The 9,541-nt window shown below is 70.1% G+C and carries 3 protein-coding genes, 1 tRNA gene and 1 rRNA gene; 1 reads left to right on the forward strand and 4 read right to left on the reverse strand.

The window, feature by feature from the left end; genetic code table 11:
- Positions 1 to 104: 104 nt before the first annotated feature.
- Positions 105 to 5,600: a HAMP domain-containing protein gene (locus AB0G59_RS12750; protein WP_360910840.1), complete on the reverse strand. Its 5,496-nt coding sequence runs from the start codon at positions 5,598 to 5,600 to the stop codon at positions 105 to 107.
- A gap of 212 nt (positions 5,601 to 5,812) precedes the next feature.
- Between AB0G59_RS12750 and AB0G59_RS12755 the strand changes: the two genes are divergently transcribed.
- Positions 5,813 to 8,473, forward strand: a complete 2,661-nt coding sequence (locus tag AB0G59_RS12755; RefSeq protein ID WP_360910842.1) for a SpoIIE family protein phosphatase — start codon at positions 5,813 to 5,815, stop codon at positions 8,471 to 8,473.
- A 51-nt stretch (positions 8,474 to 8,524) separates the two neighbouring features.
- Here the strand turns inward: AB0G59_RS12755 and AB0G59_RS12760 are convergent.
- From AB0G59_RS12760 to rrf, 3 genes are all read right to left on the reverse strand, one after another.
- Positions 8,525 to 8,600: transfer RNA gene (locus tag AB0G59_RS12760), tRNA-Thr, on the reverse strand.
- A gap of 47 nt (positions 8,601 to 8,647) precedes the next feature.
- Complete coding sequence (locus AB0G59_RS12765; RefSeq protein ID WP_360910844.1) at positions 8,648 to 9,337, reverse strand: DegT/DnrJ/EryC1/StrS family aminotransferase; 690 nt, start codon at positions 9,335 to 9,337, stop codon at positions 8,648 to 8,650.
- Positions 9,338 to 9,455: 118 nt separating this feature from the next.
- Positions 9,456 to 9,541 (reverse strand): 5S ribosomal RNA (gene rrf / locus AB0G59_RS12770); the annotation flags it as partial.

Raw genomic sequence — 9,541 nt, forward strand, 5'->3', positions numbered from 1 at the left:
AGCAGAAACGCGGTGGGGGACCAGAAGGTTCCCCGAATACCGCGGTCCCACACGTCTTTGGCCACACTCCGTCAGCAGACAGTCAAATAGTGAACGAGATTCCGTCACTCTGCGCGCATCCACTGCTCCATCACCGTCAGAAGATGATCCGTATCGACTGGTTTGGTGACATAGTCGGACGCTCCGGCGTCGATGCTCTTCTCCCGGTCGCCCTTCATCGCCTTCGCCGTGAGCGCGATGATCGGCAGCCCCGCGAACTGCGGCATCCTGCGGATCGCCGCCGTCGTGGCGTAGCCGTCCATCTCCGGCATCATGATGTCCATCAGGACCACCACGACGTCGTCGTGCTGCTCCAGGACCTCGATCCCCTCGCGCCCGTTCTCCGCGTAGAGCACCGACAGGCCGTGCTGCTCCAGCACGCTGGTGAGGGCGAAGACGTTGCGGATGTCGTCGTCGACGATCAGCACCTTCTCGCCCTGGAAGGCGCCCTTGAAGCCGCTGTGCGCCTCCCCCGCGTGACGGTGCGCCTCGCTCATCCACGGCTCCGGCGGCGCGCTCTCGCCCGCGCGCGCCCCCCGGGCGCCCGGCACCGCCGACTCGCCCTGCCCCGTCGCCCCGGCCAGGGCCGCCATCTGCCCGGCGGCCTGGGCCGCCCGGCGGCGCCGCAGGAAGAGCCCGGCGGCCTGGCGCGCGGGCGAGACCTCGCCCTCGGTCGTCGCGTCGCCGGACGCCCTCAGCGGCGCGCCCGCGGTCCGCCCGTCCGCCTCCAGCTGCGGATAGCCCTGCGGCGGCAGCTCACCGGGGTTGAGCGGCAGGTAGAGCGTGAAGGTCGAGCCCCGGCCGGGCTCGCTGGCCGCGTCGATCTCACCGCCGAGCAGCCGGGCGATCTCCCGGCTGATGGACAGCCCCAGGCCCGTACCGCCGTACTTGCGGCTCGTCGTGCCGTCCGCCTGCTTGAACGCCTCGAAGATGACCCGCATCTTGCTCTGCGCGATGCCGATGCCGGTGTCCGTCACCGAGAAGGCGATCATGTCGGCGTCGGCGTCGCGCAGCGAGCCCGCCTCCAGCAACTGCTCGCGGATGCTGTCCGGCACGTCCGCCCCGGCCGGCCGGATGACCAGCTCGACCGCGCCCGTATCCGTGAACTTCACCGCGTTCGACAGCAGGTTGCGCAGCACCTGCAGCAGCCGCTGCTCGTCGGTGTGGAGCGTGGCCGGCAGCTCCGGCGAGACCCGCACCGAGAAGTCCAGGCCCTTCTCCGCCGTCAGCGGCCGGAAGGTGGCCTCCACGTAGTCCACGAGCTGGACCAGGGCGATCCGGCTCGGGCTGACGTCCATCTTGCCCGCCTCGACCTTCGACAGGTCCAGGATGTCGTTGATCAGCTGCAGCAGGTCCGAGCCCGCGCCGTGGATCGTCTCGGCGAACTCCACCTGCTTCGGCGAGAGGTTGCCCTCGGCGTTGTCGGCGAGCAGCTTGGCCAGGATCAGCAGCGAGTTGAGCGGGGTGCGCAGCTCGTGCGACATGTTGGCCAGGAACTCGGACTTGTAGCGCATCGAGACCGCGAGCTGCTCGGCCCGCTCCTCGAGCACCTGCCGGGCCTCCTCGATCTCGGTGTTCTTCACCTCGATGTCGCGGTTCTGCCGGGCCAGCCGCTCGGACTTCTCCTCCAGCTCGGCGTTGGAGATCTCCAGCGCCTTCTGCCGGTTCTCCAGCTCCGCCGACCGCTCGCGCAGCTGCTCGGTCAGCTCCTGCGACTGCTTGAGCAGCACCTCGGTCTTGGTGTTCACGCTGATGGTGTTGACGCTGGTGCCGATCATCTCGGCGATCTGGCTGAGGAAGTCCTTCTGGATCTGCGTGAACGGATAGAAGGACGCCAGCTCGATCACACCGAGGATCTGCCCCTCGAACAGCACCGGCAGCACGATCACATGGGCCGGCGGCGCCTCGCCCAGGCCCGAGGCGATCTTCAGATAGCCCGGCGGAACGTTCTCCACCAGGATCGTGCGCTTCTCCTGCGCCGCCGTGCCGATGAGCGACTCACCGGGCCGGAAGGACGTGGGCATCGAGCCCATGGAGTAGCCGTACGAGCCGAGCATCCGCAGCTCGTACGCCTCGTCGCCGCCCTCCGTCTCCTGCGGGCCCGTGGGCATCGCCAGGAAGAAGGCGCCGTGCTGCGCGGAGACCACGGGGGTCAGCTCGCTCATGATGAGCCCGGCGACGTCCTGCAGGTCGCGCCGGCCCTGCATCAGACCGGAGATCCGGGCGAGGTTGCCCTTGAGCCAGTCCTGCTCCTTGTTGGCCAGGGTCGTCTCGCGAAGGTTCGCGATCATCGTGTTGATGTTGTCCTGGAGCTCCAGGATCTCGCCCGCCGCATCCACGTCGATCTTGAGATTGAGGTCGCCGCGGGTCACCGCCGTGGCGACCTCCGCGATGGCCCTTACCTGCCGGGTCAGATTGCCCGCCATCTCGTTCACCGACTCTGTGAGGTCGCGCCACGTGCCGTCCACGTCGCGTACCCGAGCCTGACCCCCCAGTTGACCCTCGGTACCCACCTCGCGGGCCACCCGGGTCACCTGGTCGGCGAAGGAGGACAGCTGGTCCACCATCGTGTTGATGGTCGTCTTCAGCTGGAGGATCTCGCCGCGCGCATCGATGTCGATCTTCTTGGTCAGGTCGCCCTGGGCGATGGCGGTCGTCACCATCGCGATGTTGCGCACCTGGCCGGTCAGGTTGGACGCCATCGAGTTCACGGACTCGGTGAGGTCCTTCCACGTGCCGCTGACGCCCGGCACCCGCGCCTGGCCGCCCAGGATGCCGTCGGTGCCCACCTCACGGGCCACGCGCGTGACCTCGTCCGCGAACGACGACAGCGTCGTCACCATCGTGTTGACGGTGTCGGCGAGCTGCGCGACCTCGCCGCGCGCCTCGACGGTGATCTTCTTGGTCAGATCACCGTTGGCCACCGCGCCCGCGACCTGCGAGATGTTGCGGACCTGGCTGGTCAGGTTGTTGGCCATCAGGTTGACGTTGTCGGTGAGGTCCTTCCAGATGCCGGTGACGTCGCGCACCCGCGCCTGACCGCCCAGCTGACCCTCGGTACCCACCTCACGGGCCACCCGCGTGACCTGCTCGGCGAAGTCCGACAGCTGGTCGACCATCGTGTTCACCGTGGTGACGAGCTCGAGGATCTCGCCCTTGGCATCGACGGTGATCTTCTTGGAGAGGTCGCCCTTGGCGACCGCCGTGGTCACCTCGGCGATGTTGCGCACCTGCGAGGTCAGGTTGTTGGCCATGAAGTTGACCGACTGCGTGAGGTCCTTCCAGGTGCCCGAGACGCCCTGCACCTCCGCCTGACCGCCCAGGATGCCCTCGGTACCCACCTCGCGGGCCACGCGCGTGACCTGGTCGGCGAACGAGGAGAGCTGGTCGACCATCGTGTTGAGGGTGTTCTTCAGCTCCAGGATCTCGCCCCGGGCATCCACATCGATCTTCTGCGACAGATCACCGCGCGCCACCGCCGTGGCGACCTGCGCGATGTTGCGGACCTGGGTGGTCAGATTGCCGGCCATGCCGTTGACCGAGTCGGTGAGGTCACGCCACACGCCCGCCACGCCCGGCACCTGCGCCTGACCGCCGAGCCGGCCGTCCGTGCCCACCTCACGGGCCACCCGGGTCACCTGCTCCGCGAAGGCGGAGAGCTGGTCGACCATCGTGTTGATGGTGTTCTTCAGCTCCAGGATCTCGCCCCGGGCATCCACATCGATCTTCTGCGACAGATCACCGCGCGCCACCGCCGTGGTCACCTGCGCGATCTGACGCACCTGCGAAGTGAGATTGCCGGCCATGAAGTTGACCGAGTCGGTCAGCTCCTTCCAGGTGCCGCTGACGCCGTCCACCCGGGCCTGGCCGCCGAGCCGCCCCTCCGTACCCACGTCCCGCGCCATCCGCGTGACCTGGTCGGCGAAGGACGACAGCTGGTCCACCATCGTGTTCACGGTGTTCTTCAGCTGCAGCATCTCGCCGGACACATCGACGGTGACCTTCTGCGACAGGTCGCCGTTGGCGACCGCCGTGGTCACCTGCGCGATGTTGCGCACCTGACCGGTGAGGTTGCGGAAGGCCGTGTTCACCGAATCGGTGAGGTCCTTCCACGTACCCGCGGCCCCCGGCACCTGCGCCTGGCCGCCGAGCTCACCCTCGACACCGATCTCCCGCGCCACCCGCGTGACTTCGGCACCGAACGCCTGGAGCTGGTCCACCATCCCGTTGACAGTGTTCTTCAGCTCCAGCATCTCGCCGGCCGCGTCGACGGTGACCTTCAACCCCAGATCGCCGTTGGCGACCGCCGTCGTCACCAGCGCGATGTCACGGACCTGGCCGGTGAGGTTGCGGAAGGCCGTGTTCACCGAATCGGTGAGGTCCTTCCACGTACCCGCAGCCCCCGGCACCTGCGCCTGACCGCTCAGCCGGCCCTCGGCGCCGACCTCGCTGGCGACGCGCGTGACCTCGTCCGCGAACGTCCGCAGCGTCTCCGTCATCTGATTGACCGTCTCGGCCAGCTGCGCCACCTCGCCGCGCGCGCTCACCGTGACCTTCTGCGACAGGTCGCCGCTGGCGACGGCCGTCGTGACCTGCGCGATACCGCGCACCTGCGCCGTGAGGTTGCCGGCCATGAGGTTCACCGAATCGGTGAGGTCCTTCCAGACCCCCGCGACACCCGGCACCTGCGCCTGACCGCCCAGCTCGCCCTCGGTACCCACCTCCCGGGCCACCCGCGTGACCTCGGAGGCGAAGGACGACAGCTGATCCACCATCGTATTGACGGTGTTCTTCAGCTCCAGCATCTCCCCGGCCACGTGAACGGTGACCTTCCGGGAGAGGTCGCCCTTGGCGACCGCCGTCGTCACCAGCGCGATATCACGCACTTGAGCGGTGAGCCGGGACGCCATCGTGTTGACGGAGTCCGTGAGGTCCTTCCAAGAACCGGACATTCCGCGCACCCGGGCCTGGCCGCCCAGCTTGCCCTCGGTGCCCACCTCGCTCGCCACCCGCGTCACCTCGTCGGTGAACGCCGACAGCTGGTCCACGAGCCCGTTGACCGTCCGCCCGACCTTCAGGAACTCACCGCGCAGCGGATGCGCCGCCCCGTCGGCCCCCTGGGAGCGCAGATCCATCCGCTGCTCCAGATCGCCCTCGGCGACCGCCGACAGCACCCGGCCCACCTCGGACACCGGCCGCACCAGATCGTCCACCAGGGCGTTCGAGGCGTCGATAGCCGCCGCCCAGGCCCCTTCGCAGGCCCCGACCTCCAGCCGCTCCGCGAGCTTGCCCTCACGGCCGACCACCCGGCGCACCCGCGCCAGCTCGCCCGTGAGCTGCAGATTACGATCGGCCACCTCATTGAAGACGGCGGCGATCTCGGCCATCACGCCGTCGCCGGAGACCGTCAGCCGCTTGCGCAGGTTCCCGTCCCGCATCGCCTCCAGAGCCGACCGCAGCCGGTTCAGGGCAGCCGTGTCCACTTCGGTCGTCCCGTTGGGCCGGGACCGTCCGCCCTTCGCGCGCGTGCTCACGCCCCGCGCCGCTGCGCCAGACTCCACCGTGTCCCTCCCGCTGGGTCGATCATCCTCGTCGGGCTTCCGCTTCAAGCTTTCCCAGTGTTTCACCCCGGCCCAACCAGGCCATAACAGTCGGCAGCATCGCACACGGTCCGCCGGCACCCCCAAGGTGGAATCCCTGTGCACCGGGATCCGCGCACACAGCGGAGGTAAGTAACCTGGCAACCGGCCAGGGCAACGGAGGGGCGCTGCACATGTGTGAGCAGATCGCCGAGACATACACGAGGAGACCTGTGATCACCGCGCGGGCTGCCGCCACCTTCGAGCCGGTCGGCCGCTCGGTCGCCGCCGCCCGGGCCTTCGTCCGGGACACCCTCCAGGGCTGGGGCTTCCCCGACGTCATCGACGATGCCGTCGTCCTGACCAGCGAGCTCGTCACCAACGCCGTCGTCCACGCCGGCACCGCCGCCGACGTCCTGTGCATCCGCATGGACGCCGGCGTGCGCGTCGAGGTCGCCGACCGCTACCCCGAGCGCGAGCTGCCCGTACAGAGCCCGGCCCGCCAGTTCGGCGGCGTCGACCGCGAAGGCGGCCGCGGCCTGCTGCTGTGCGCCGCACTCGCCGCCCGCTGGGGCGTCGAGTACAGCGCCACCCGCAAGACGGTCTGGTTCCGCATCGACCTGCCCGACCGCCCCGCGGGCACCCGCTCCGCCGGCCCCGCCCTCCCCACCGAAGCACTGCCGGTCGCCGACGCCCGCGTGCGCGTCGCCGTCATCCAGATCGACCGCACCGGCGGCATCAGCGCCTGGAACGACGACGCCCACGAACTCTTCGGCTTCGCCGCCGACCAGATCATGGGCAAGCCCCTCACCGACCTCGCGGCCTGGCCGCACACCCCCGGCACCTCCACCGGCATCGCCGAGGCCCTGCGCCTGTCCCGCTGGGAGGGCTCCTACGGAATAAGGGGCGCCGACGGCAGGATCATCCCCGTCTACGCCTCCCACCTGCGCGTCCGCGACACCGCCGGCTCCCCCTCGACCGTCTGCCTGCTCGTACGGGACGACGAGCGCGCCGTCCTGCAGAGCCCGCCCCGCTCCCCGGCCCCCGACGCGGCCGCCGCGGAACGGGGCTCGGGGACCGACCCCTTCGAGGTCTTCATCGGCTCCCCCGCCCCCGACGACCTCGACGGACTCCTCCAGCGCACCGTCGAGCGCGCCCGCGACATGCTCGACGGCGACTCCGCCTACCTCCTGCTCGCCACCGACGACGAGACGGAACTGGAGGTACGCGCCTCCACGGGCCTGCCCTCCACCCGCCAGCGCTTCGCCCGCGTCCCCGTCGAGGCGGGCACCGGCCGCTACGGCTCCGCTCGCATGCCGGCCGTCCACGACGACCTCAGTGCCGTACCGGGCGCCGTCCCCCTCCTCGCCGACACCGGAATGCGCTCGGTCGTCACCGTGCCGCTCAAGGTCGAGGGCCGCCTCACCGGCTCGCTGGGCGTCGCCGCCGAATCCCCGCGCCGCTACGGCAACGAAGAAGCCCTGCGCCTGCAGTTCGCCGCCGACCGCATCGCCCTCGCCGTCGAGTCCGCCCGCCTCGGCGAACTGGAACGGCTGCGCCGCGGCTCCCTCTCCTTCCTCGTCGAGGCCTCCGACCTGCTCGCCGGCACCCTCGACCGCGACCAGACCCTGGCCCTCATGGCCCAGATGACCGTCCCGACCCTGGCCACCTGGTGCGCGGTCTACACGATCGCCGACCAGAGCTCGGAACCCGAGCTGTCCTACGTCCTCCACGAGGACGAGGACCGCATCGACGGCCTCAAGGCCCTCCTGTCCAAGGTCGCCCCGCCCGACCCGGTCCCCACCCCCGGCGCCCGCATCTGGACCGCCCCCGCCGAGGCCGCCCACTCCGCGGCGCTGCGCACCTCCCTGCGCAGCCTCGGCCTCGCCGACGCCACCGGCCGCATCCCCGGCCCGGGCACCTCGCTCGCCACGGCCGCGGCCGTCGGCGGCGAAACGGTCGTCCTCCCCCTGGTGGCCCGCAACCGCGTCATCGGCATGCTCACCCTCGGCAGGCCCACCGACGACCACTTCCGCCAGGAGATCCTCGAACTCGCCGAGGACCTCTCCCGCCGAGCCGCCCTCGCCCTGGACAACGCCCGCCTCTACAGCGAGCGCACCGCCATCAGCCAGAGCCTCCAGCGCAGCCTGCTCCCGCCGGAGCTGCCGGAGGTCCCCGGCGTGGAGGTCGAGGTCATCTACCGCGCCGCCGGCGAGGGCAACGAGGTCGGCGGCGACTTCTACGATCTCTTCCCCATCCGCGACGGCGCCTACGGCTTCGCCATCGGCGACGTCTGCGGTACGGGCCCGGAGGCGGCGGCCGTCACCGGCCTGGCCCGGCACGCGCTGCGCCTGCTGGCCCGCGAGGGGTTCGGCGGCCCCGCGGTCCTCGAGCGGCTCAACGCCGCCATCCTCGACGAGGGCGCCCGCAGCCGCTTCCTCACGCTTCTCTACGGCGAGCTGTGGCCCCAGCACGACGGCAGCGCGATCCTCAAGGTCGTCTGCGCCGGCCATCCCCTGCCGCTGCGTCTGCGCCAGGACGGCACGGTCGAGCCGGCCGCGGACCCGCAGCCCCTGCTGGGCGTCATGGACGACCTGGAGCTGTACGAGCAGACGGTCACCCTGGACCCGGGCGACGTGCTGCTGTGCGTCACCGACGGCGTCACAGAGCGCCGTGAGGGCACGCGGATGCTGGGCGACGACGGTCTGACGGACGTCCTGACGAACTGCACGGGCCTGACGGCGGGTGCGGTGGCCGCGCGCGTCCTCCGTGCGGTCGAACGTTTCGCCGCGGAGCCCGCCTCCGACGACATGGCCATCCTCGCGATGCGGGTGCCGGAGCCTCAGGACTCCTGAGGGGGTCGGGATATGAGAAAGGCCCCCGCCTTACGGCGGGGGCCTTTCCTGTGGAGCCCCAAAACGGAATCGAACCGTTGACCTTCTCCTTACCATGGAGACGCTCTGCCGACTGAGCTATTGGGGCCGGCAACGAGATAAAGCATACCCGATGTTCGGACGCGCTTTTGACCATCAGGCGGCCGCTACGGGCAACAACCCTCCGAGCGCGTTGCACGCTGCCACCAGCCGGTGCAGTTCGCGCGGCGACATCCCCGCCAGGACGGGCAGAGCGAGGCATTCACCGGCGGCCCGCTCGGTCTCGGGAAGCCACAACTCCCGCCGGTAGGCGGGGAGTCGGTGCACCGGCGTCTGCACGGGCACCCGGCATCCGATCCCCCGGGCCCGCAGCGCACGGGCGAAGGCGTCCCGGTCGGGACGACCGTTGCCGGGCACGCGCACCACATAGGCGCGGTAGCGGTGCAGGGCTCCGGGAGCCACGGCCGGCGTCACGACCCCGGAGAGACGGGCGTCGAGGTAGGCGGCGTTGGCCCGGCGCCGCTGCAGGGCCTCGTCGGGCTCGGGCTCGTGCGGCGCGTGCTCGATGAGGCGGATACCGTGCGCGTCGGCGACGGCCTGAAGGGCCAGGAGGTCAGCGGGGTGCCCGAAGAGGTGTACGGGCACGATGGCGGCCGTGCGTGAGGTGACGGCGCGGGCCACGGAGGCGGGGTCGAGGCAGAAGCTGTGCGCATCGATGTCGGCGAACACAGGCCGGGCGCCCACGTTCCGTACGGCCTCGGCGGGTCCAGCCGTGGCATACGAGGGCACGATGACCTCGTCGTCGGTTCCCACACCTGCTGCCCTGAGCAACTCCACTGTCCCCATGCCGCGGATGGTGCCCACGCGACGTTAACGAGGCGTGACGCCGCACAGTTCATCGTGAAAACAAAAAAGCTCTGATGCATGAACCGAAGTCCATACATCAGAGCTCTTTTGAATAATTGTTCGGCGGCGTCCTACTCTCCCACAGGGTCCCCCCTGCAGTACCATCGGCGCTGAAAGGCTTAGCTTCCGGGTTCGGAATGTAAC

This window comes from Streptomyces sp. NPDC021096, from assembly GCF_040641275.1.
In the GTDB taxonomy this organism is placed as follows: domain Bacteria; phylum Actinomycetota; class Actinomycetes; order Streptomycetales; family Streptomycetaceae; genus Streptomyces.

Bases quoted from the DNA above. Each gene is read 5' to 3' on its own strand.
- AB0G59_RS12755 (WP_360910842.1), top strand. From the start codon at position 5,813: ATGTGTGAGCAGATCGCCGAGACATACACGAGGAGACCTGTGATCACC.
- AB0G59_RS12765 (WP_360910844.1), bottom strand. From the start codon at position 9,337: ATGGGGACAGTGGAGTTGCTCAGGGCAGCAGGTGTGGGAACCGACGAC.